The sequence below is a fragment of the Paenarthrobacter sp. R1 genome, from assembly GCF_030264015.1.
Classification (GTDB): Bacteria; Actinomycetota; Actinomycetes; order Actinomycetales; family Micrococcaceae; genus Arthrobacter; species Arthrobacter ureafaciens.
In genome coordinates this window covers 106,775-129,319 of the sequence record NZ_CP127115.1, presented here as the reverse complement: position 1 = coordinate 129,319, position 22,545 = coordinate 106,775, and the positions used below count along the sequence as shown (strand labels likewise).

General features: G+C 63.8%; 18 protein-coding genes, 2 tRNA genes and 1 riboswitch. Of the genes, 18 read left to right on the top strand and 2 right to left on the bottom strand.

Going from position 1 to position 22,545, the window contains the following annotated elements; all coding sequences use genetic code 11:
• The first annotated feature begins 149 nt into the window (after nucleotides 1-149).
• Genes ileS through ndk form a run of 4 tightly spaced genes read left to right on the top strand, consistent with a single transcriptional unit; the run spans nucleotide 150 to nucleotide 5,728 of the window.
• Complete coding sequence (ileS, locus tag QN084_RS00595) at nucleotides 150-3,449, top strand: isoleucine--tRNA ligase (RefSeq protein ID WP_069694595.1); 3,300 nt, start codon at nucleotides 150-152, stop codon at nucleotides 3,447-3,449.
• Between the two features lie 3 nt (nucleotides 3,450-3,452).
• On the top strand, nucleotides 3,453-4,814 hold the full coding sequence (locus QN084_RS00590) for a bifunctional folylpolyglutamate synthase/dihydrofolate synthase (RefSeq protein WP_062096983.1): 1,362 nt from the start codon (nucleotides 3,453-3,455) through the stop codon (nucleotides 4,812-4,814).
• A 2-nt stretch (nucleotides 4,815-4,816) separates the two neighbouring features.
• A complete protein-coding gene (locus tag QN084_RS00585; protein WP_069694594.1) occupies nucleotides 4,817-5,269 on the top strand; it encodes a DUF4233 domain-containing protein in 453 nt (150 codons plus the stop codon).
• Between the two features lie 42 nt (nucleotides 5,270-5,311).
• Complete coding sequence (gene ndk / locus QN084_RS00580; protein WP_021470688.1) at nucleotides 5,312-5,728, top strand: nucleoside-diphosphate kinase; 417 nt, start codon at nucleotides 5,312-5,314, stop codon at nucleotides 5,726-5,728.
• Nucleotides 5,729-5,821: 93 nt separating this feature from the next.
• Here the strand turns inward: ndk and QN084_RS00575 are convergent, their stop codons facing one another.
• Entirely contained in the window at nucleotides 5,822-6,493 is a 672-nt protein-coding gene (locus tag QN084_RS00575) for a vitamin K epoxide reductase family protein (RefSeq protein ID WP_021470687.1), read from the bottom strand.
• 476 nt (nucleotides 6,494-6,969) lie between these two features.
• On the opposite strand from QN084_RS00575, the gene QN084_RS00570 reads away from it, so the two are divergent.
• From QN084_RS00570 to QN084_RS00510, 13 genes are all read left to right on the top strand, one after another.
• Nucleotides 6,970-10,359, top strand: a complete 3,390-nt coding sequence (locus QN084_RS00570) for an Rne/Rng family ribonuclease (protein WP_069694593.1) — start codon at nucleotides 6,970-6,972, stop codon at nucleotides 10,357-10,359.
• 146 nt (nucleotides 10,360-10,505) lie between these two features.
• Nucleotides 10,506-10,604: riboswitch (TPP riboswitch) on the top strand.
• Nucleotides 10,595-12,115 carry a bifunctional hydroxymethylpyrimidine kinase/phosphomethylpyrimidine kinase gene (gene thiD, locus QN084_RS00565; RefSeq protein WP_069694592.1) on the top strand — a complete coding sequence of 507 codons (1,521 nt, stop codon included), beginning with the start codon at nucleotides 10,595-10,597 and terminating at the stop codon, nucleotides 12,113-12,115. Its footprint overlaps the riboswitch before it by 10 nt.
• A 343-nt stretch (nucleotides 12,116-12,458) precedes the next feature.
• Entirely contained in the window at nucleotides 12,459-12,767 is a 309-nt protein-coding gene (gene rplU / locus QN084_RS00560; RefSeq protein ID WP_021470684.1) for a 50S ribosomal protein L21, read from the top strand.
• 58 nt (nucleotides 12,768-12,825) lie between these two features.
• Entirely contained in the window at nucleotides 12,826-13,089 is a 264-nt protein-coding gene (gene rpmA / locus QN084_RS00555; protein WP_021470683.1) for a 50S ribosomal protein L27, read from the top strand.
• 133 nt (nucleotides 13,090-13,222) lie between these two features.
• Nucleotides 13,223-14,809 carry a GTPase ObgE gene (gene obgE, locus QN084_RS00550; protein ID WP_021470682.1) on the top strand — a complete coding sequence of 529 codons (1,587 nt, stop codon included), beginning with the start codon at nucleotides 13,223-13,225 and terminating at the stop codon, nucleotides 14,807-14,809.
• Nucleotides 14,799-15,977: a glutamate 5-kinase gene (proB, locus tag QN084_RS00545; protein ID WP_069694591.1), complete on the top strand. Its 1,179-nt coding sequence runs from the start codon at nucleotides 14,799-14,801 to the stop codon at nucleotides 15,975-15,977. The genes obgE and proB overlap by 11 nt, the downstream gene beginning before the upstream one ends.
• Complete coding sequence (locus QN084_RS00540; protein WP_021470680.1) at nucleotides 15,974-17,338, top strand: glutamate-5-semialdehyde dehydrogenase; 1,365 nt, start codon at nucleotides 15,974-15,976, stop codon at nucleotides 17,336-17,338. Before proB ends, QN084_RS00540 begins: the two co-directional genes overlap by 4 nt.
• Nucleotides 17,339-17,420: 82 nt before the next feature.
• Entirely contained in the window at nucleotides 17,421-17,657 is a 237-nt protein-coding gene (locus QN084_RS00535; RefSeq protein ID WP_021470679.1) for a hypothetical protein, read from the top strand.
• Between the two features lie 55 nt (nucleotides 17,658-17,712).
• Complete coding sequence (gene nadD, locus QN084_RS00530; RefSeq protein WP_021470678.1) at nucleotides 17,713-18,336, top strand: nicotinate-nucleotide adenylyltransferase; 624 nt, start codon at nucleotides 17,713-17,715, stop codon at nucleotides 18,334-18,336.
• 7 nt (nucleotides 18,337-18,343) lie between these two features.
• Entirely contained in the window at nucleotides 18,344-19,684 is a 1,341-nt protein-coding gene (locus QN084_RS00525) for a hypothetical protein (protein ID WP_069694590.1), read from the top strand.
• Nucleotides 19,685-19,744: 60 nt separating this feature from the next.
• Nucleotides 19,745-20,152 carry a ribosome silencing factor gene (gene rsfS, locus QN084_RS00520; RefSeq protein ID WP_062096976.1) on the top strand — a complete coding sequence of 136 codons (408 nt, stop codon included), beginning with the start codon at nucleotides 19,745-19,747 and terminating at the stop codon, nucleotides 20,150-20,152.
• A gap of 113 nt (nucleotides 20,153-20,265) precedes the next feature.
• A tRNA-Ala gene (locus QN084_RS00515) sits at nucleotides 20,266-20,338 on the top strand.
• A gap of 175 nt (nucleotides 20,339-20,513) precedes the next feature.
• Nucleotides 20,514-20,586 (top strand) — tRNA-Ala (locus QN084_RS00510).
• Nucleotides 20,587-20,655: 69 nt separating this feature from the next.
• Here the strand turns inward: QN084_RS00510 and QN084_RS00505 are convergent.
• Nucleotides 20,656-21,033: a cupin domain-containing protein gene (locus QN084_RS00505; RefSeq protein ID WP_031215993.1), complete on the bottom strand. Its 378-nt coding sequence runs from the start codon at nucleotides 21,031-21,033 to the stop codon at nucleotides 20,656-20,658.
• Between the two features lie 193 nt (nucleotides 21,034-21,226).
• On the opposite strand from QN084_RS00505, the gene QN084_RS00500 reads away from it, so the two are divergent.
• Complete coding sequence (locus QN084_RS00500) at nucleotides 21,227-22,405, top strand: class I SAM-dependent methyltransferase (RefSeq protein WP_021470674.1); 1,179 nt, start codon at nucleotides 21,227-21,229, stop codon at nucleotides 22,403-22,405.
• The last annotated feature ends 140 nt before the right edge of the window (nucleotides 22,406-22,545 follow it).

The following is a 22,545-nucleotide window of genomic DNA, read 5'->3' as shown; positions in this document are numbered from 1 at the left end:
GGACGGGTAAGCCCGTCACAGCAGTAATGAGCGGCCGGGAATTCATTTCCGGTAAGTGAGGTGGTACCGCGGTACCTGCGCTGTCGAAAAAGCAGCATGGGAGCCGTCCTCGCATCCTGACAGTCAACCAGCTATCACCAGGATATGAGATGACCCACTACCCCAAGGCCTCAGCATCGCCTTCCGGCACGCACGGCGTGTCCGCCTCCGTGAAATTTCCGGAAATCGAAGAGCGCATCCTCAAATACTGGGACCAGGACGGCACCTTCCAGGCAAGCATCGACCAACGCGAAGCCGACCTTCCCGGGGGGACAGCCGGCAGCAACGAGTTCGTCTTCTACGACGGCCCGCCCTTCGCCAACGGCCTGCCCCACTACGGCCACCTCCTCACCGGCTACGCCAAGGACCTCGTAGGCCGCTACCAGACCCAGCGCGGAAAGCGCGTCGAACGCCGCTTCGGCTGGGACACCCACGGACTCCCCGCCGAGCTCGAAGCCATGAAGCAACTGGGCATGACGGACAAGACCCAGATCGAAGCCATGGGCATCGACAAATTCAACGACGCCTGCCGGGCATCCGTGATGAAGTACGCCAACGAATGGAAGGCCTACGTCACCCGCCAGGCCCGCTGGGTGGACTTCGACAACGATTACAAGACGCTGAACGTCGAATACATGGAGTCCGTGCTCTGGGCCTTCAAGCAACTCCACGAAAAAGGCCTGACCTACAACGGCTATCGCGTCCTCCCGTACTGCTGGAAAGACGAAACCCCGCTCTCCAACCATGAGCTGCGCATGGACGACGACGTCTACAAGAACCGCCAGGACCAGACCGTCACGGTCACGTTCCCCATCAAGGCGGGGGAGTCCGAGATCTCGCAGGCGCTCGCAGGTGTGCAGGCGCTCGCCTGGACGACCACGCCCTGGACGCTTCCCACCAACCTGGCGCTCGCCGTCGGACCCGACATCTCCTACGCAGTCCTGCCTGCCGGCCCGAACGGCATCAAGGCCGCTGCTGCCGAAGCGCCGGTCACGGGTAGCTTCCTGCTGGCAGCTGACCTTGTGGCGTCCTACGCCAAGGATTTGGGGTACGACGACGCTGCTGCCGCCGCTGCCGCCGTCACCGCTACGTACACAGGCTCCCAGTTGGCGGGCCTCGAGTACGAGCCGTTGTGGAACGACTTCGCCGACGCCGAAAAGTACGGTACGCAGAATGCCTGGCGCATCCTGGTGGCTGAGTACGTCACCACGACGGACGGTACAGGCATCGTCCACCAGGCTCCGGCCTACGGCGAGGATGACCAGAAGGTGTGTGAAGAGGCCGGCATCCCGGTTGTCCTCTCCGTTGACGAGGGCGCCAAGTTCCTGCCTTTGTTCGCCCACGGTGAGCTCGCGGGCATCGTTGGCCTGCAGGTCTTCGATGCCAACAAGCCCATCACCCAGGTCCTGCGCGCCGATGGCCGCCTGGTCCGCCAAGCCAGTTACGAGCACAGCTACCCGCACTGCTGGCGCTGCCGGAACCCGCTGATCTACCGCGCCGTATCTTCCTGGTACGTGGAAGTCACCAAGTTCAAGGACCGCATGTCCGAACTGAACCAGGACATCAACTGGATCCCGGGCAACGTCAAGGACGGCCAGTTCGGCAAGTGGCTTGAGAACGCCCGCGACTGGTCCATCAGCCGCAACCGTTACTGGGGTTCGCCCATCCCCGTGTGGCAGTCGGACGACCCCGAGTACCCCCGCACGGACGTGTACGGCTCGCTGGCTGAACTGGAGGCCGACTTCGGGCGCCTTCCCGTCAACAACGAAGGCCAGGTGGACCTGCACCGGCCGTTCATCGATGAACTGACCCGCCCCAACCCGGACGATCCCACAGGCAAGTCCACCATGCGCCGTGTGGAAGACGTGCTGGACGTGTGGTTCGATTCCGGCTCCATGCCCTACGGCCAGGTGCACTACCCGTTCCAGAACGAGGAGTGGTTCAACACCCACAACCCCGCGGACTTCATCGTGGAGTACATCGGCCAGACCCGTGGCTGGTTCTACATGCTCCACATCCTGTCCACGGCGTTGTTCGACCGCCCGGCCTTCCGCAACGTCATCAGCCACGGCATCGTGTTGGGCTCGGACGGGCAGAAGATGTCCAAGAGCCTGCGCAACTACCCTGACGTTTCCGAGGTCCTGGACCGCGACGGCTCCGATGCCATGCGTTGGTTCCTCATGTCCAGCCCCATCCTTCGCGGCGGAAACCTGATCGTCACCGAGCAGGGCATCCGCGACGGCGTCCGCCAGGTCATCCTGCCGCTGTGGAATGTGTACAGCTTCTTCACGCTGTACACGAACGCTGCCAATGGCGGTTCGGGCTACGATGCCAAGCTGCGTTACGACGGATACTCCGACACCCTTGACCAGTACCTCCTGGCCAACACCGGCGACCTCGTCCGCAACGTCACCGAAAGCCTGGACACCTACGACATCTCCGGTGCTTGCGATGAGCTGCGCAGCTACCTGGACATGCTCACCAACTGGTACGTCCGGCGCAGCCGCCAGCGTTTCTTCGACGAGAACGTTGACGCGTTCGATGCCCTCTACACGGCCCTGGAAGCGGTGTGCCGGGTGGCAGCCTCGCTGCTCCCGCTCGTCACTGAGGAGATCTGGCGCGGCCTGACCGGCGGCCGTTCCGTGCACCTGGCCGACTGGCCTGATGCTGCACTGTTCCCGGCAAACCCGGAGCTCGTGGAGGCCATGGACCGCGTGCAGCAAATCTGCTCCACCGGGTCCAGCCTGCGCAAGGCAGCGAACCTGCGCGTCCGCTTGCCGCTGCAGGAACTGACGGTCGTGGCACCCGGTGCTGACGCGCTGGAAGGCTTCGCCGCCGTCGTCGCCGATGAACTCAACCTTCGCTCCGTGCGCTTGCTGGACACCGCTGCGGCTTCGCCCGAAGAGTTCGGCATCCAGCAGAAGCTGGTGGTCAACGCCCGTGCGGCCGGTCCGCGCCTGGGCAAGAACGTCCAGCAGGCCATCAAGGGCTCCAAGTCGGGCGATTGGTCGGTCAACGACGCCGGCGTGGTGGTGGCAGGTGGACTCGAGCTGGAGCCCCAGGAGTACACGCTCGAAACCGTCGTGGCTGAAACGCCCGACGGCGGAGCTGCCGCGGCTGCCGTTCTACCGAGCGGCGGTTTCGTGGTGCTCAACACCGAGGTCACACCCGAGCTTGCCGCCGAAGGCCTGGCACGTGACATGGTCCGTGCAATCCAGCAGGCGCGCAAGGACGCCGGATTGAACGTGAGCGACCGCATCAAGACCACGGTGGAGGCGCAGCAGGATGTGGTTGAGGCGCTGCAGGCCAATGCCGGGCTCGTCAAGACTGAGACCCTGACCCTGGAGCTTGAGGTGCTGGTGTCCGGCGCCGACGAGCCGCGGGTCACAGTAACCAAGGCAGGGGCCTGATCCATGACTGACGAATTCTCGGTCGAAAGCGTCTATGCGGAACTGCTCGGCCGCGCACCGGAGAACAAGATGGAACCCCGCCTTGCTCCGCTGTTCCGTGCCATGGAGGTCCTGGGCGAGCCGAACAAGGCCTTTCCGATCATCCACATCACGGGAACCAACGGCAAGACCTCTACTGCCCGGATGATCGAGGCGGGACTGCGCGCGCACGGGCTCAGCACCGGCCGGTACACCAGCCCCCACCTTTCCAAGGTGACCGAACGCATCAGCATCAATGGCGAACCCGTCTCCGACGAGACCTTCGTCAGGATTTGGGACGAGATCCGGCCCTACCTGGAGATCGTGGACAACGAACTCGTCGCCGAGGGCCAGCCTCGCCTGACCTATTTCGAGTGTGTCACCATCCTTGGCTTCGCGATCTTTGCCGATGAGCCGGTGGATGTTGCGGTCTTCGAAGTGGGCCTTGGCGGCATCACCGATGCCACCAACGTCGGCGACGGCCAAGTATCCGTGATCACGCCCATATCCCTGGACCACACGGACCTCCTCGGCGATACCACGGAGGACATCGCCTACGAGAAAGCCGGAATCATCAAGCCCGGCGGCTTCCTGGTCAGTGCCGCGCAACCCGTGGATGCCGCCCAAGTGCTCCTGGACAAGGCCCGTGAAGTGGACGTTCCGTTCCGTTTCGAGGGCGTCGAATTCGGCGTGGAATCCCGCAGCGTTGCAGTTGGCGGGCAGGTGCTGACAATCCAGGGGCTGGCTGGACGGTATGAGGAGCTGCTGCTTCCCCTGCACGGTGCCCACCAAGCGGAGAATGCCGCGGTTGCAGTTGCCGCGCTGGAGGCCTTCTTCGGCGGGGGAGAGAAGGAGCTCAACGCCGATGTCCTCCGCGAAGCGTTCGGCAACGTCACCTCCCCGGGCCGCCTGGAGGTAGTGCGGACCGCGCCGACGATCGTGGTGGACGCTGCCCATAACCCCGATGGCATCAAGGTCTCTGCCGAGGCCATCCATGAGGCCTTCAGTTTCAGCAAGCTCGTGGTGGTGGTCGGCATCCTCCAGGAGAAGGACGCCGAGGAAATCCTCAAGACGCTCCAGGAACAATTGGGCGGCCTGGCCGAGGAGTTCTGCTTTACGCAGTCCAACTCTCCCCGGGCGATTCCCGCGGCGGAACTGGCGGAAATCGCCGTCGACCTCGGTTTTGGCGAGGAGAACGTCCACATTGCCGAGAAGCTCGACGACGCCCTCGAATGGGCGGTGGAGCGTTCGGAATCCAATGACGACTTAGCCGGGGGAGTCCTCGTGACAGGCTCCATCACCTTGGTAGCCGAGGCCCGTATCCTCCTCGGAAAGGCCGGTGCCTGACCATGGCCAAGCTGACCAAGGCACAACGCGAGTGGCGTCCCGGCATGCCCAAGAAGCGTCGTTCCACCAAAGTGATGTTCGGTTCAACCGTGCTGTTGCTGGAGGCCTTCGTCGCCTTCTTCGGCACGCTGGTGGTCTTCGGGCTGAAGCGGGGAGAGGTTCCTCCCGCGATCATCCTCAGCGTTGGCATTGCCCTGAGCGTCGTGTTGGTCCTCACCTGCGCCGTGCTCTCCAAGCCGTGGGGCATCGGGCTGGGCTGGGGACTGCAGATAGTCCTCATCCTCACGGGCTTGGCCGAACCGACGATGTTCATTGTGGGCATCCTGTTCGCCATCTGCTGGTGGTACGGCATCCGGACGGGTATCCGGATTGACCGGGAGGTTGCCCAGCGCGACCGTGTACAGGCCGAGTGGGATGCTGCGCACCGTGACGAGCCCGGCGCCCCAACCCCGTAAACTGGCAGGGAAACCCCACCAAGAAACCACATTGGAGCAACTGTGAGCATTGAACGGACCCTCGTCCTGGTCAAGCCCGACGGCGTCGCCCGCAACCTGAGCGGAACCATCCTCGCCCGGATCGAAGCCAAGGGATACACCTTGGCGGAGCTGAAGAAGGTCAACGCGACCCGGGAGCTCCTGGAGCAGCACTACGAGGAGCACGTCGGCAAGCCGTTCTACGAGCCGCTGGTTGAGTTCATGCTGAGCGGGCCGGTTGTGGCAGCTGTCTTTGAAGGCCACCGCGTCATTGAAGGCTTCCGTTCGCTGGCGGGAACCACGGACCCGACGACGGCGGCGCCCGGAACCATCCGCGGCGACTTCGGCCGTGACTGGGGACTGGCTGTCCAGCAGAACCTGGTCCACGGCTCCGACTCGGTGGAGTCTGCCGAGCGCGAGATCAAGATCTGGTTCGAGTAAGACCTGGCGCACCTACAGCGAAATGACAGTTAAGGCCAATGTTCATCACGAACATTGGCCTTAACTGTCATCCCGCGGTGTTTGAGAAAGTGCTTAGTAGCCGGACGTTCCGGCGAAAACATGGAGGAACGCGAAGAAGATCGTCGCGATGACTGCCACGTAAAGCAGTGCCACGATGATCCACCCCGAATCGCCCAGCACCTTGGTCAGCCTGGCAGGCGCCTTAATGACCCCGTGGCTGATGTTGCGGATAGTGACCCACACAAACATGGGAATCATGGCTGCCCAGACCACCATGCAGAACGGGCACAGGACGTTGATCGCGTACAAAGCCTGCGACCACAACCAGACCACGAACGCGAAACCGAGCGTCACTCCAGCCTGCAGGCCCAGCCAGTACCCCCGGGAAAACCTGGCACCGGCAAGGATTCCCATGGCCGTGGTGATGATCACGGCGAAGGCGACGATGCCAATGAACATGTTCGGGAATCCGAAAAGGGAACTTTGCCACGTCTTCATCACTGTTCCGCAGGAGACCCATGGATTTACGTCGCATGCAGTGACGTGGTTTGGGTCCTGGAGCACCTGGAGCTTTTCCAGCACCAATGCCCCCGAGGCCAGCCAACCGACAACGCCTGTCACCAGGAGCAGCCAGGCAAACGGCTTGTCCCGTACGGCTGCGGGCAGCGTATCCCTGTGCGGTGCGGGTCCGGCAGCAGGGGGCGGGGCGTGGTGGTCCAGGTTTCCCCTGGCAGTGCTTGGCATCGCGGATGCATCCTCTTCGAACGGGTGGCCCCGGTCTGGCCGGGATGGGTTCTTTGGAGGATTCTAACGCCGCATGCTGAACCCTGCGCCCAGCTTTCCCTTCCACAACCGGTAGGCGACACGGTTCCTACCCCGTGAATGTGCGGGGGTGTGAGAGAATGGACATGGCCGGAAGCCGATCCACATTCGTCATCCGGTCCGGTGACTTGTTCCCAAGACCGCCAGCATGAGCAGGGCCTGCACGGATCGACTGATCCGCTACAGGCCCGCCATGACAATGGACGGCACCTGGTTGTGGCAGCTGAACAACGGGTTTTAGAACCAAGGCACTGGCCTTCCAGGGCTGCCGCACCCCAAGGATGGTGCGAACCGGAAGGCATACTACTGACTTCTGTCAACGCCTGCGGGTTTTGACAATATTTGCCCCATTGGGTGCCGGATGTGGCGGCGCTTCCGGGGCAGGAGTGTTGCCACATATGGATAATGACCAGGTTGTAGCCGTAAATGATGGGGCGGAACCCGCGGAAGCAGCGGAGGCGCCCAAGAAAACCACCCGCGCCAGGACCGCCCGCGCGCCCCGCAAGACTGCCGCCAAGGCAGCTGCCGACAGTGCGGCAGAGCCGGTGACCGCCGAAGAAGCTGCCGATGCCGCTGCGGCTGTCCAGGCCCCCGATGCCGCTGCCGGCGCACCGGCTACTGAAGAACCAGCTGCGCAGGCTCCGGCACGTCGAAGCCGTGCCCGCAAGAAGGTTGAGCCTGCTGAGCCCCTTCCCGGCTTCGATGGGACCCCTGCGCCGGACGCGCAGGCAGAGACCACAGAACCGGCAGTGGCCACAGAACCGGCAGTGGCCACAGAACCGGCAGGATCTTCCGCTGAGGCCGCAGACGCAGCAGCAACCGCCGCTGAGCCCGCAGAAGCGCAAGCCGAGGCTGCACCGGAAAAGCCGGTCCGCCGTCGTCGTACTGCAAAAGCAAAGGTTGAAGCTCAGCAGGCCGAAAGCGCCGAAGCCGCTGCCGAAGCCACAGCCGGTGCCACGGATGCAGAGCCCGTCGCAGAAACCAGCCAGGAAGCTCCGGCCGCAACAGCGGAGGAGCATGCTGAAACGGACGCTGCCGGTTCGTCCTCCTTGTTCCTTGAGCCGGTCTCCATCACCTCGATGATCTTCCAGGCGCCCGACCTCAGTGCTGTTGTCCGCCCGGCCGAAGAGAAAGACGCCGAGGCCGACGATGAAACCGAGGCCAGCGGTGAAGCTGAGTCGGAAGATGCCGGCAGCCGCCGCCGTCGCCGCAGCCGGGGACGCCGCGGACGCCGCGGCAACGAACGCGATGACAACGATGCCGAGGGCAGCAGCGAAACCGAAGACGACGAAGCTCCCGCTGCGGAGGCGTTGGAAGAGGGCGTCACTTCGCGTCGTCGCCGTCGGCGCCGTCGGGGGGACCAGGACCTTGAACTGACCGGCGGATCGGATGACGATCCGCCCAACACGGTCACCCGGGTCCGGGCGCCCCGCCCCATCACCGAGACCGCTGCCTCCAACCGGGTGGCGAGCGTCAAGGGTTCAACCAGGCTCGAAGCCAAGAAGCAGCGACGCCGCGAATCGCGCGAAACCGGTCGCCGCCGCCAGGTCATCACCGAGGCCGAGTTCCTGGCGCGTCGTGAGTCCGTCGACCGCCAGATGATCGTCCGCCAGCGCGATGACAGAATCCAGATCGGCGTCCTGGAAGACGGCGTGCTGGCTGAACACTTTGTTTCCAAGACCCAGCAGGACTCCCTCATCGGAAACGTCTACCTGGGCAAAGTACAGAACGTCCTGCCGTCCATGGAGGCAGCGTTCGTCGACATTGGACGCGGCCGCAATGCGGTGCTCTATGCCGGCGAGGTGAACTGGGACGCGGTGAACCTTGAGGGCCAACCGCGCCGGATCGAGAACGCGCTCAAGTCCGGAGACTCCGTCCTGGTGCAGGTCACCAAGGACCCCGTGGGTCACAAGGGTGCGCGTCTGACCAGCCAGATCTCCCTGCCGGGCCGCTACCTCGTCTATGTCCCGGGCGGTTCCATGACCGGAATCTCCCGGAAACTGCCCGACGTCGAACGGAACCGCCTCAAGCGGATCCTGAAGGACCGTTTGCCGGAGAACGCCGGCGTGATTGTCCGCACGGCCGCCGAAGGCGCGTCGGAAGAGGAACTGACCCACGACATCAACCGCCTCCGGGCGCAGTGGGAAGGCATCGAGAGCCAAGCATCCTCAACCAAGGTCCTTGCCCCGGAACTGCTGTACGGCGAACCGGACCTCACCATCAAGGTGGTTCGGGACGTCTTCAACGAGGACTTCTCCAAGCTGATTGTTTCCGGCGACGAAGCCTGGGACACCATTGAGGCCTACGTTACGTACGTTGCGCCTGACCTGGTGGGTCGCTTGGAAAAGTGGACCAAGGACCAGGACATCTTTGCTGCCTGGCGCATTGACGAACAAATCCACAAGGCTCTGGAACGCAAGGTCTTCCTGCCGTCCGGCGGCTCTTTGGTGATCGACCGTACCGAGGCCATGACTGTCGTGGACGTCAACACCGGCAAGTTCACCGGCAGCGGCGGCAACTTGGAAGAGACCGTCACCAAGAACAATCTGGAAGCGGCCGAAGAGGTAGTTCGCCAGCTCCGCCTCCGTGACATCGGCGGCATCATCGTCATCGACTTCATCGATATGGTCCTGGAGTCCAACAGGGACTTGGTGCTGCGCCGGCTGGTGGAGTGCCTTGGCCGCGACCGCACCAAGCACCAGGTGGCGGAGGTGACGTCCCTGGGCCTCGTCCAGATGACGCGCAAGCGCATGGGCACAGGCTTGCTGGAGGTCTTCGGTGAGCAATGCGAGCACTGTGCCGGCCGCGGCGTGGTGACGCACGACGAGCCCGTGGAGCACCGCCGCGCGAATGTGGTGGCTGCCGAGCAGCACCGGTCCCACACCGAAGCACAGCAGCCGTCCCAGCGCAGTGAGCGTAAGCGTCGCCGCGGCAAGGGGGGCAACCAGGCACCGGAAGCTACGACGCCGGTCCAGCCGGCCGCTGCCCCGACGGCACCCGCTCCGGCTGAGTCCGTGGATCCCGCCCAGAAAGCCAAGGCAGAGGCTACCCGGGCCGCATTGGCGACGATCGCCGCTGCTGCGCACGCTGCACACCTGCACGATGACGAGGTGCACCGCGCCGAGGAAGCAGCCCGCGCCGCCGGTAAGGCGGAAGCAGGCCAGTCGGGTCCCGCCCAGGCGGATCCTGCCCGGAAGGCTCCTGCGCAGTCGGCTCCTGCCCAAGGGGATGCCGCCCAGGCCCCTGCGCAGGGCGGGCAGACGCAGGGCTCCACCCCGGCAGAAACTGCGGCCAGGGAGGGCCGTCCGGCTCCGGTACTGCGCTTCGGCGGAGAGGAAGTGGCTCTGCCTTTCGTGGAGCATCACGACGAACCTGCCAAGAAGCCTGCCATGAGCCTGGATCTGCTGGCTGAGGCCTTCTCGCACTTGGGCGGCACACCTGAGGTTGTCCCCGGGTCTGAGGTTGCCGGGTCTGAGAAGGACGCGCCCGGGAACGTTGAATCTGCTGACGCACCCGTGAGCGCCGACGCCTTGCCAGCCACGTCCGCTGGTACTGAACCCGTGGAGTCCCGGTCCGGCGCCCGGGGCCGGCGCGGCAGGCGGAACCGCAGTGCCAGCAGGGCCCAGGGTGCTGCCAACGAGACCAACGTTGAGCACCACGACGTTCGGGCCGCCACAGGTGGCGGGACCTCGCACGAAGCGAAGGCGCCGGCTGAGCCGGCAAAGAAGCCAACTCCAGCCTCGGAGCCGATCATCCTTGGGGTGGGTGTTCCGGCGTCGGAGCTGTAAACAGGTACTGAAGACACAGTTGGAACGAAGGCCGCGCAGCGCATGCTGTGCGGCCTTCGTCGTGCAACGGGTCATCATCGCCCGGGTCATATCCAGGCCGTTAGCCGCCGGGGTTCCCGGCGTGAGGGGCTTCCGGGCTAGGCTAGGACACTGACACGGGGTGCCGGGCATAGGGCCGGGCTGAGATCCAGACCCGTTGAACCTGTCCGGTTAGCACCGGCGAAGGGATGTCTCCATGACTTCAATGTCGTCTTCTGCTGTTTATCCGTTGCCAGCGGTCATCCGTACACATCCGAGGGTGTTGAGCATTGCTGGTTCGGACCCCTCCGGCGGGGCGGGGATCCAAGCGGACCTTAAAAGCATTGCTGCGCACGGCGGCTACGGTATGGCCGCCATCACCGCGCTGACGGCCCAGAACACGCGGGGCGTCAGCGGTGTGCATGTGCCGCCGGTGGAATTCCTCCGCCAGCAGTTGGAAACCGTCAGCAGCGACGTCGCTATCGACGCCGTGAAGATCGGGATGCTCGGTGATGCCGCCGTCATCAACGAGGTCCGGACCTGGCTTGTCAAGGTACGTCCCGCCGTCGTGGTCCTGGACCCGGTGATGGTGGCCACCAGCGGTGACCGGCTGCTGCGGGAATCAGCCGAGGCAGCGTTGCGTGACCTTCTGCCGATGGCGGACCTCATTACACCCAACCTTCCGGAACTGGCCATGCTGCTGGGGGAACCCGAAGCGGAGGACTGGCCTGCGGCGCTGGACCAGGGCAAACGGTTGGCCGGGGAGTGCGGCAATACGGTGCTGGTCAAGGGAGGCCACTTGCCGGGGGCGCAGTGTCCGGATGCGCTTATCAATACCAGCGGTTTGCTGCGTCAGGACGTGATCGAAGTCGGGGGACCGCGTGTTCAGACACGGAACAGCCACGGCACTGGCTGCTCGTTGTCCTCGGCCCTGGCCGCTGTCCAGGCAAGAACAGGAGATTGGGAGGCGTCCCTGCGGGAAGTCAAGCCCTGGTTGCGCGAGGCTCTGATGAGGGCTGACGATCTTGAAGTGGGCCAGGGGAGCGGTCCGATCCACCATTTCCACCATCTCCGGGAATCATCCCGGCCCGGGGCCTTCGCTGCCCTCCTGTGGAAGGAAGCCGCCGTGGAGCTGGAAGCCATCCACGGGCTTGCCTTCATACGGGACTTGGGGTCCGGGGAGTTGCCGGAGTCCGAGTTCAGCTACTACCTGGCCCAGGACGCCCTTTACCTCAACGGGTATTCCAGGGTGCTTGCCCGGGCAGGTGCCCTCGCCCCGACCGAAGAAGAGCAGCTGTTCTGGGCCCGGGGTTCCCAACAGTGCCTTGACGTGGAATCCGTATTGCACCGGAACTGGCTGAGCGGCCGTGAAGCGACGACGCAGAGCGGCCCGGTCACCAAGGCCTACGTGGACCATCTGATGGCGTCATCTGCTTCGGGAAGCTACGGCGTCCTGCTTGCTGCGGTCCTGCCCTGCTACTGGCTGTATGCGGAAGTGGGGCAGCAACTGCACGCCGACTTCGTCCAGGCCGGTTCCCCGGAGAACCATCCCTACGCGGATTGGCTGAGGACCTATGCGGACGAGGATTTTGCGGAGGCGACGCGGAAGGCGATTGCTCTCACGGATGCCGCAGCAGCTGCGGCATCCGGCCGTGAGCGGGCTGCCATGAAGGAAGCCTTCGTCCAGTCCTGCCGCTACGAGACCGCGTTCTTTGATGCCCCAAGACTGCATTCGTAACACGGACGCCGCGCGTCGGACGGGAAATCAACGGCAAGGCCACGTAGAGGCTGTAAGCTGTATGGGCACGGTGCCGGGAACGTCCGTTCCTACTGGTGACAAGCGTCACGTGGTGGCTTCCGGACCCGGCCTCATTTGCAGCTGAAGGTCAAACTAGCGTAATCTTGATCTTCGGTGCTTACGCCAACACTTGGGTTATGCCCCTTGGAATTGTTCATGGGATGACTCGCGGGCTTCGATCTGAAGTCCACGGCGTTGAGGCACAGCGTGAACCAGGCCTGATTCCGGTTCGGGGTTCCGCACGCAAATTTAGTAAGAAACGTCGAGAGAAGTGAGTACCCAAGTGGTGTACGCGATTGTCCGCGCAGGCGGCCGCCAAGAAAAGGTTTCCGTTGGAGACTACGTAACTCTGAACCGCGTCCCCGGTGGAGCCGGCAGCACGCTTGAGCTGCCCGCCTTGCTCCTGGTTGACGGCGACAAGGTCACCTCCGCTGCTGCGGACCTGGCCAAGGTGAAGGTCACGGCTGAGATCCTGGAAGACCTCCGCGGTCCCAAGATTGTCATCCAGAAGTTCAAGAACAAGACCGGCTACAAGAAGCGCCAGGGTCACCGTCAGGAACTGACCAAGATCAAGATCACGAGCATCGCGTAACGTCCGTTACGTAGTTCAGATTTCAGTTTCCCCAGAAATTTAGAGGCAGGCATTTCACATGGCACACAAAAAAGGCGCGAGCTCCACTCGCAACGGTCGTGACTCCAACGCACAGCGCCTCGGCGTCAAGCGTTTCGGTGGCCAGGTAGTTTCCGCAGGCGAAATCATCGTTCGCCAGCGTGGCACCCACTTCCACCCCGGTGCAGGCGTCGGTCGCGGTGGCGACGACACCCTGTTCGCCCTCGAAGCCGGTGCGGTTGAGTTCGGTACTCGCCGTGGCCGTCGCGTGGTGAACATCGTTGCTGCTGCTGCCGCAGAGTAACAACACTTTCTGAACCGGTGGAGCGGGCCAACAGGTCCGCTCCACTGTTCTTTTAACCGCATTACAATCGTTCAGGGCGCCAGGCGCACTGGGCAAGGCGTTCGCGCTGTTGACAGCAATAGAGGAGATTCACGTGGCGAGCTTTGTAGACCGGGTAGTCCTGCACGTATCAGGCGGTACCGGCGGCCATGGCTGTGTCTCCGTCAAGCGCGAGAAGTTCAAGCCGCTGGGCGGGCCCGACGGCGGCAACGGCGGCAACGGCGGCGACGTCATCCTCCGTGTCTCGAGCCAGACCACCACGCTCCTTGATTACCACCATGCCCCGCACCGCCACGCCACCAACGGCGGCCCTGGCATGGGTGATTGGCGTGACGGCAAGAACGGGGAAACACTGGTTCTTCCCGTTCCTGACGGCACGGTAGTCAAGACCAAGGACGGAAAGGTCCTGGCAGACCTGGTCGGAGAAGGAACTGAGTTCGTTGCAGCGGCCGGCGGCATCGGGGGACTGGGCAACGCAGCACTCTCCTCGCAAAAGCGCCGCGCTCCGGGGTTCGCCCTCCTGGGAATCGAGGGAGAATCCAGCGACATCGTCCTGGAGCTGAAGTCCATCGCCGACATCGCCCTGGTCGGTTTCCCTTCTGCCGGAAAATCAAGCCTGATTGCCGCGATGTCGGCAGCCCGGCCCAAGATTGCCGACTACCCCTTCACCACGTTGGTGCCTAACCTGGGCGTGGTCCAGGCCGGCGACGTGCGTTTCACCATCGCGGACGTGCCCGGGCTCATCGAAGGCGCCAGCGAGGGCCGCGGCCTTGGCCACAACTTCCTCCGCCACGTCGAACGTTGCGCGGCGCTGGTGCACGTGCTGGACTGCGGAACGCTCGAATCGGACCGGGACCCGCTGTCCGACCTCGCCATCATTGAAGCGGAACTTGAGAAGTACGCCGTTGACATGAGCTACGCGGGAGTGGACGGGGAAGTGGTTCCCCTGAACGAACGCCCCAAGCTGGTGGTGCTCAACAAGGTGGACCTGCCGGACGGCAAGGACATGGCCGAATTCGTCAGGCCGGACCTCGAAGCCCGCGGCTACCGCGTCTTCGAAGTATCGGCCACCAGCCGCGAAGGCCTGCGCCCGCTCAGCTTCGCCATGGCCGAGATCGTCAAGGCTGCCCGTGACGCCGTCAAGGCTGCACCGCCCAAGGTTGCCCCGCAGGTCCTGCGGCCGCGCGCCGTCAACGAGGCCGGTTTCCGGATCCGCCGCGAGGAGAAGAACCTCGAGCCGCTCTTCCGCGTTTTGGGTGAAAAGCCCGTGCGCTGGGTCAAGCAGACCGATTTCACCAACGAGGAAGCTATCGGCTACCTCGCCGACCGCCTTGCCAAGCTGGGCGTGGAAACCGAACTTTTCAAGGTCGGGGCCAAGCCCGGAGACACCGTGGTGATCGGCGAAGACGACGGCGTCGTCTTCGACTGGGAACCCACCATGATGGCCGGTGCCGAACTCCTTGCCACTCCGCGTGGCACGGACATCCGCATCGCAGACATCGGCGATCGTCCCACCCGTGCCCAGAAGCGTGAGGAGCAGCTTGAGCGCCGCGAGGCCAAGGCTGCCGCGCGCGCCGAACTGGAAGCCGAGCGCAAGGCGGGCATCTGGACGGAATCCGCCAGCCGCCGTCGTGCCCAAACCGTCAAGGAAAGCAACCTGGACAACGGTGATGACGACTAGCACTTTCGAAGCACCGGAAGCAGGCCTATACCAGCGCCGCGAGCTTGCCGAAGCCAAGCGCATCGTCGTCAAGGTGGGTTCCTCGTCCCTGACCAGCATCAAGGGCGGTATTTCCGAGAAGTCGCTGACGGCTTTGGTGAATGCCCTGGCAGGGAAGCGCAATGCCGGCGCGGAGATCATCCTGGTTTCCTCCGGTGCCATCGCGGCGGGGCTGGCGCCCCTGGGCCTGGCCAAGCGTCCCAAGGACCTGGCCACCCAGCAGGCTGCCGCCAGTGTTGGGCAGGGGCTGTTGATGGCGCGGTACACGCAGGCGTTCAACGCCCACGGAGTCACCGTCAGCCAAGTCCTGCTCACCGCAGACGACCTGATGCGCCGGACCCAGCACACCAATGCTTTCCGTGCCCTGAACAGGCTGCTGAACCTCGGAGTCGTTCCGGTGGTCAATGAGAACGACACCGTCGCAACGCACGAAATCCGCTTTGGCGACAACGACCGCCTTGCGGCCTTGGTGGCCCACTTGGTGCGCGCCGATGCCTTGGTGCTCCTGTCCGACGTCGACGCCGTCTATGACGGGCCGCCCGCCCACGGTGCGAAGCGCATTTCCCTGGTGCGCGGAGCGCAGGACCTGGAAGGCATCACCATCGGCAAGGCCGGCAAAGCCGGAGTGGGTACCGGCGGGATGATGACCAAGGTTGAGGCTGCCTCCATCGCCGCAAGCTCCGGAATCCACGCCTTGGTGACGTCCACCGCCAACGCCGCAGCCGCCCTCGCGGGCGAGGACGTTGGAACCTGGTTCGCGGTGAACGGCAACCGCAAGCCGGTCCGGCTTTTGTGGCTGGCCCACCTTGCCACTGTCCGGGGACGCCTGGTGCTCGACGACGGCGCAGTGAAGGCCGTGCGCGACAGGCACAGGTCACTCCTGCCCGCGGGCATTTCGAACATCACAGGCGAATTCGAAGCCGGCGACCCCGTGGAGATGGTGGGCCTGGACGGAACAGTCGTCGCCCGTGGCCTGGTCAACTATTCCTCCGAGGAGCTTCCCCGCATGCTCGGGCGCACCACGCAGGAACTGGGTCAAGCCTTGGGCCGCGGCTATGACCGTGAAGTTGTTCATGTTGATGACTTGGTGCTCGTGCGCGCGCCCCGCTCATCTAAACTTGGAGCATGACTGAAGCGCTGACCCCTGATGCCCTTGTGACTTCCGACGTTTCCGGTGCTTCCGGCCAGACGCCGGCAAGCCCCGTGGCAGGCGCTGTCCCGGTTACGCCCGAAGATGTCCAAAGCGCGGTCTACGCGATCGCCGACCGGTCCCGCAAGGCTGCCCGCCGCATGAGCCAAGCCAACCGGGCCTGGAAGGACCGCGCGCTCCGTGCCATCGGAGCAGCCTTGCTGGAGCAGCAGAAGCAGGTCCTGGAGGCCAACGCCAAAGACGTCGCCGCAGGCAAGGCCAACGGCACCTCCGCTGCCCTCCTTGACCGGCTTACCCTGACGCCTGCACGCATTGAGGGACTCGTTGCGGCTTTGGAGAACCTCGCAGGCCTCCCTGATCCCGTGGGCAACGTGGTCCGCGGCCAGACCCTGCCCAACGGTTTGCGCCTGCGCCAGGTGAACGTACCCATGGGGGTTGTGGCCGCAATCTACGAGGCCCGCCCGAACGTCACCGTGGACATTGCCGGATTGGCCCTCAAGAGCGGCAACGCCGTGATCCTCCGCGGTGGCTCGGCCGCTGCCCATACCAACGAGGCGCTTGTGCGCATCTTGCGTGAAGCCCTGGATTCCGTAGGGCTTCCGGCGGATGCTGTCCAAACCGTGGACCAGTTCGGCCGCGAAGGCGCCAACGTCCTGATGCGTGCCCGTGGCAAGGTGGATGTACTCATCCCGCGTGGTGGGCGTGACCTCATCCAGACCGTGGTGACCAACTCTTCCGTGCCTGTCATTGAGACGGGTGAAGGGAACGTCCACATTTTCATCGATGAATCCGCCTCGGAAAAGATGGCGGTGGAGATCCTGCTGAACGCCAAGACCCAGCGGCCCAGCGTCTGCAACACGGTGGAAACGCTGTTGGTTCACTCGGGCGCCAGTGTGCTCCCTGCCGTGGCGAAGGCGCTGCGGTCAGCCGGCGTCAGGCTTCATGTTGACGAACGCATTGCTGCTGCCTTGGGCCCCGACGTCGAAACGGTGCCCGCGGACGACGAGGACTGGGCTACCGAATACATGGATCTGGACCTGGCCGTTGCCATGGTGGACTCCCTGGACGAAGCGGTCAAGCACATCCGTACCTGGACCACGGGGCACACGGAGGCCATCCTCACCAATAACCTCGCCAATGCCGAGAAGTTCATTGCGGAAGTGGATTCTGCTGCAGTGATCGTCAACGCGTCCACGCGGTTCACCGACGGCGGGGAACTCGGCCTTGGTGCCGAGGTAGGCATTTCCACCCAGAAGCTGCATGCCCGCGGACCCATGGGCCTGACGGAACTGACCACCACCAAGTGGATCGTCCAAGGCGAGGGCCAGGTCCGCAGCTAGCAACGCTGTAACATAGAACAGAAGTCCGGAACGGCGGGAACGCCCGCCGTCGTCATTTCTTGAGAACCAACTAGGGGAGAAGATGCTGTTTCAGCAGATCGCCACGTCCATTGCCGCCCAAACTGAAGGCGGCCACGAGCCCGCTCCGCTCTGGGCCGAGCCGTGGGTCTTCGGGATCGTGATGTTCGCCATCCTGCTTGTCCTCATGTTTGTGACTCTTTCCTACACCAACCTCGGTAACCGCCACGAGGCCGTCGAGGAGCACGCGGACCCGCACCGCCAGCACCCCAACAAGCACACCCACCACGCAGGCCACTAACATCATCGCTGCAACACCGCGCGGGGATTCGGAGCGCAGGCTCCGCTTGGGCGTGATGGGTGGAACGTTTGATCCCATCCATCACGGTCACCTTGTGGCTGCCAGTGAGGTTGCGGCCAAGTTCGCTTTGGACGAAGTCGTGTTCGTGCCTACGGGACAACCGTGGCAGAAGTCGAACAAAGAGGTCAGCAAGCCTGAGCACAGGTACTTGATGACGGTGATCGCCACGGCATCCAATCCCCGCTTCACGGTGAGCCGGGTGGACGTTGACCGGCCCGGTCCGACGTACACCATTGACACCCTCCGTGACCTCCGCGAGCAGCGCCCCGATGCCGACCTGTTCTTCATCACCGGCGCGGACGCACTGGCGCAAATCCTGTCCTGGAAAGATGTGGACGAACTGTGGTCCCTGGCGCACTTCGTGGGCGTCACCAGGCCGGGGCACGAGTTGCACAACCTTGGACGGGATGAGGATGTCAGCCTCCTTGAGGTACCTGCCATGGCCATCTCGTCCACCGATTGCCGAAACCGCGTGAACGAGGGCAACCCGGTCTGGTACCTGGTACCTGACGGGGTTGTACAGTACATCGCCAAGTACGGGTTGTACGCACCGCACCCGGACGCAGCAGAGTTGGCACCAGCACTGACCGGATCAGACGACCAAGCACGTACTGAATGAGTTTTTAATGAGCAGCCAGGAACAGCGACCCATCCGCAGCAGGCGCGAACTTCGACGTGCCCGGGAAGAGCAGGCGCAAGCTTCGGTGCCTGCTGAAGCCCAGCCTGCCCAAGCTAAGCTTGCTCAAGCCCAACCCGCTCAAGCCCAGCCCGCTAAAGCCCAGCCTGCCGTGGCCAGTCCTGCCCGGGCCCAGACGGCTGAAGCGAAGCCCGCCCAGCAGCAACAGGCCAACCGCCCAGCAGGTGTTGCACGGAATCGTCGGGCCGCCGATGCCCCGGTTGATGCCGTCTCGTCGGCCGCGGCCGAACGTTCCTCGCAGATCCGCGCCCGCGACCGTGCAGCGTTGCGCGCCATCAAGGAACTGGCTGACAAGGAAGAGCAGCTTTCCGGCGGTGGTCCGCCCACGCGTAGGCAGCTTCGCCTGCAACAGTTGCAGGCCGAGATGGCGACGTCGGCCAACCCCATTGTTCCGCCAGCGGGTTCTACGTCCGCAGGCGTAGCCAAGGAAGACGTGAAGGGCATATCGGCCCCTGGCGCCCCGGCCAAGCCGGGCGCTGCGACGTCGGGAACTGCGACGCCGGCCCAGGAAAAGCCAGGGGTTGGAAAACCAGCGCCTGAAACGCCCGGATCCGCGCCGGCCGAGGCGGATATGTCGGTCGAACAGGCCCTCGCCGTCCGCGAGTTGATTGCCGCGCAGGTGCAGAACCAGACGTCCAAACTGGAGCACATCGCCGAGCAGGACCCCCTTGCCGTGGATCCTGAGGTTCTGGCGCAGCAGATCGCTCTGGCGGAGCGGGCTGCCGTCCTCAATAAGCGTGCCGCCGCCAAGCAGAAGCTGGCTGAACAGGCACGGCAGGAGAAATCCGGGGACCAGGGCAAACCTGCCACAGCTAAGCAATCTGCGGCAAAGTCTCCCACCCTCGATTCCGGGCCGTCGACGGCGAACAACCTGGCCATGGTCACCCCTTTGGAATTCGTGAAGGTTCCGGGAGTGGAACGTCCGGTGATGAAGCGGCCGAGCACCACTTTCGTGCCGCTCGTTACCTCTCCCAACCCGACGACCGAAACCAAGCAGGGGCCCGCCCGGAATCCCCGGGGCCGTGCAGGTGTACTGGCCCGCGCGGAGGCTGTGGCGCGGAACGCCCGCAAGCGCACTTCCGTCGTCGAATCCGGGCAGGACGCCGAGCGGGCGCCGGTGTCCGCGAGCACAGCCTATGGGCTCGACCCCCTCGATGCCGGCACCGCAGGTTTGGCCCGTGCGCAGCGCAACAGGTTGTTGCAGTACGGCGTCCTGGCGGCTGGGCTTATCGCCCTGATCGTCGGCATCATCATGATCACCAGCGGCTAGACCCGCTGACAACGGCGTTTGCCACAAATAGCGGCCGTTCGGCCACAACAAGGAGTACCTTTGTCTGCACACGAACAATCCATTACCCTCGCCCGCCACGCTGCGCGCGCCGCGGCCGAGAAGCTGGCCGAGGACATCGTTGCCCTGGACGTCAGTGAGCGCCTGGCGCTGACCGATATCTTCCTGATCGCTTCCGCGCCCACGGAACGCCAGGTCAATGCAATCGTTGACGGGATCGAAGAGGAACTGCTGAAGCAGGATCTCCGCCCGGTGCGCCGCGAGGGCCGTTCCGAAGGCCGTTGGGTGCTGCTCGACTACGCGGACATCGTCATCCACGTCCAGCATGCCGAAGACCGCGTGTTCTATGCTTTGGAGCGTCTCTGGAAGGACTGCCCTGTGGTTGACCTTGAACTCGGCGACGACGCATCGGCTAAGGCTGCATCGGGTGACGAGTCCGAGCTCAGCTAACGCTTTCACCTCGGAATATGCCCGATTTGGAATTACCGAAAACGCTGTTCTAAGATATTTGAGTTGCTTCGGCCGGAAGAGCTGAAAGGCCTGAAAGCGAACAACGCGAATATGGGGCTGTGGCGCAGCTGGTAGCGCACCTGCATGGCATGCAGGGGGTCAGGGGTTCGAGTCCCCTCAGCTCCACAAACAAATCCTCCCTACCGCGGACTGAGTCCGGGGCAGGGAGGATTTTTCTGTATCAGGATCAATCTGCCTGTGTGATCCACATCAACTTCCCTGATTTCGCATCTGGGAAACTTGTATGTAGTATTGACGAGTTGCTTCGGCAGGAAGGGAACTTCCAAGAGGCAATCAGTCCGGGGCTGTGGCGCAGCTGGTAGCGCACCTGCATGGCATGCAGGGGGTCAGGGGTTCGAGTCCCCTCAGCTCCACTTCGGACAAAGGCTCCGCTCATTTGAGCGGAGCCTTTTTCGTTCGTGCCGGATACACAGGACGGTTCGTCACTCCGAGGGGCGGGCGAAGTCGGCTGCGCTGAGGAACTCGATGCCTTGGAACGGCTGGTCGCCTACCACCCGGGCGTTGTGGCCTGGGGGAATGGTGTAGGAATCACCGGCGGAGATACTGATTTTCCCGCCGTCGGTAGTTTCGACGTCCAGCGCCCCGGAGACGCAATACCCAACGTGGCTCATTTGGCAGGTGTCCGTCCCCACCACGGGTTTGATGCATTCGGCCCAGGTCCACCCCGGCTCGAACGTGTATCTTCCGACTGTGTAGTCGCCAACAGTAACGACGTCCACCGTAGTCTTGTCAGGCCGGCGTGATTCGTCGGGCGAGTTGTGGGATTTCACTTGGAGTTGCGTGACAACATTGACACTCATGGCTTGCTCGCAGGGGAGGGGAGCCGTTTTGGTGATGGACCCGGTGCCGGGCTCTCGGGCTGGCCGGGACCAGTGCCCAAGGATGGGCGATAGTCGGTTGCAGAACCAACCATCCTCCCGCCCGGCGTCGAAGTCGAGGGGCATGGCACAGGAATTTCCTGTTCAACAACTGCAGGACCAATCATGAAGGAAAGTGGGTAAGGACGTGGCCGTGGCCGACCTCGAGGCACTGTTCAGCAGCCTTGGCAGGTTTCCGGATGTGGAAGCGCCCAACCTCTTGGCGTATGACGCTACTGACAGGCTGTTGTTGGATCACGCTGCTGAGTTCGTGGGCGAGGGGATTGACGTTGCCGTCATTGGCGACCGCTACGGGGCCCTGGCCCTGGGTGCAGTGGAGACTCTTGATGCAGTGGCGACTCTCGGCACAGTGGCGGGACCCGGCGTCGGGCACGTCAGTGTCCATCAGGATCTGTACACGGGCAGGGTGGCCCTGGAACGCAACGCCGCTGCGGCCGGCCTGGAAGGCCGCTACGAGACCTTCGAGCTCGTTCCCGAACTGTTCGCCGGGGTCGGCCTGGTACTTCTGCAGTTGCCGAAGTCGCTGGCTGAGCTGGAGGAAATCGTCGACGCCGTTGCGCGCCATGCAGCCAAAGATGCGGTCTTGCTTGCAGGCGGAAGGGTCAAACACATGTCCCTGTCGATGAACGCTGTGCTGGAGAAGTACTTCTCCAGTGTCCAGCCCCAATTGGCGCGCCGGAAGTCGCGGGTGCTCTTGGCTACGGACCCCAAACCCCCGGCAGGACCTGCGCCGTATCCCGTGACGCAGCACCTCCCCGAACTTGGCATAGACGTTTGCGCCCATGGTGCTGCGTTCTCCGGAGCGCGGCTGGACATCGGAACGCGGTACCTCCTGACGTTCCTGGACAAAATGCCGGAAGCGGCGAGAGTGGTGGACCTGGGCTGCGGAACCGGGATCCTTGCCACGATGTACGCCCGGAAGCACCCGGTGGCCCGCGTGCGGGCTACGGACCAGTCGGCCGCAGCAGTGGCCTCGGCGCGGGGAACCGTTGAGGCGAACGCCGTCGGCGGCCAGGTTACGGTCATCCATGACGATGCCATGTCCACCTTCGAACCGGCCAGTGCCGACCTCATCCTCCTTAATCCGCCTTTCCACCTTGGAACGAGCGTCCACGCCGGTGCAGCGTTGAAGATGTTCGAGGCCGCCGCACGGGTTCTCGCCCGCGGTGGAGAGCTCTGGACCGTCTATAACTCCCATCTGCAGTACCGCGCTGCCTTGGAGCGGTTGATCGGGGACACGGTGGTGGTGGGCCGCAATCCCAAGTTCACGGTGACCCGCAGCGTGAGGGGGTAGTACGCCGCGCCCGGCGGTGTCATGAAACACAGGAGTGCGGGGGACGTCACATAGAATTCAATGTCGTCGTACCCGTTTTCCATTCAGTTAAAGGCGTGCATATCCCTCTGAAGGGGGCTGACGTACGATTCTGACAAACG